Origin of the sequence: Halobellus sp. Atlit-38R (genome assembly GCF_003665925.1) — an archaeon.
GTDB lineage: Archaea > Halobacteriota > Halobacteria > Halobacteriales > Haloferacaceae > Haloquadratum > Haloquadratum inordinatus.
The window spans coordinates 1-464 of sequence record NZ_QXIJ01000310.1 but is presented as its reverse complement, the minus strand read 5'-3'; the positions used below and the strand labels follow the sequence as shown (position 1 = coordinate 464).

The following is a 464-nucleotide window of genomic DNA, read 5'->3' as shown; positions in this document are numbered from 1 at the left end:
TCTCCATCACCGGCTGCCGCGAGGGCTGCGGACAGGGCGACATCAACGACCTCGCGCTCGAACCCGCGACCAAGGAGATAGACGGCGAGGAGACGAAGGGCTTCAACATCCGCATCGGCGGCGGCCTCTCGCGGAACGAGCCGCGGCTCGCCCGCGACATCGACGTGTTCGTGACTCCCGAGCAGGCAGCCGAGGTCTCGGGAGCCATCTCCGCGCTGTTCCGCGAGAACGGCGACCGCGACAACCGCTACAACGCCCGCATCAAGTTCCTGATGGACGAGTGGGGTGCGGAGAAGTTCCGCAACGTCCTCCAGGAGGAGTTCGTCGACTTCGAACTGGAGACCGCCGGCGAAGACCTGCGTTCGGAGTACTCCTACAACTCCGGCTACGCCAACGGCGGCCACGCGGACCACGTCGGCATCCACGAGCAGGCCGACGGCAACTACTACGTCGGACTCGACGTC

At 66.2% G+C, this 464-nt stretch carries 1 pseudogene; it reads left to right on the top strand.

Annotated features, from left to right (window positions below):
• Nucleotides 1-464: pseudogene (locus D3D02_RS19545) on the top strand (ferredoxin--nitrite reductase); the annotation flags it as partial.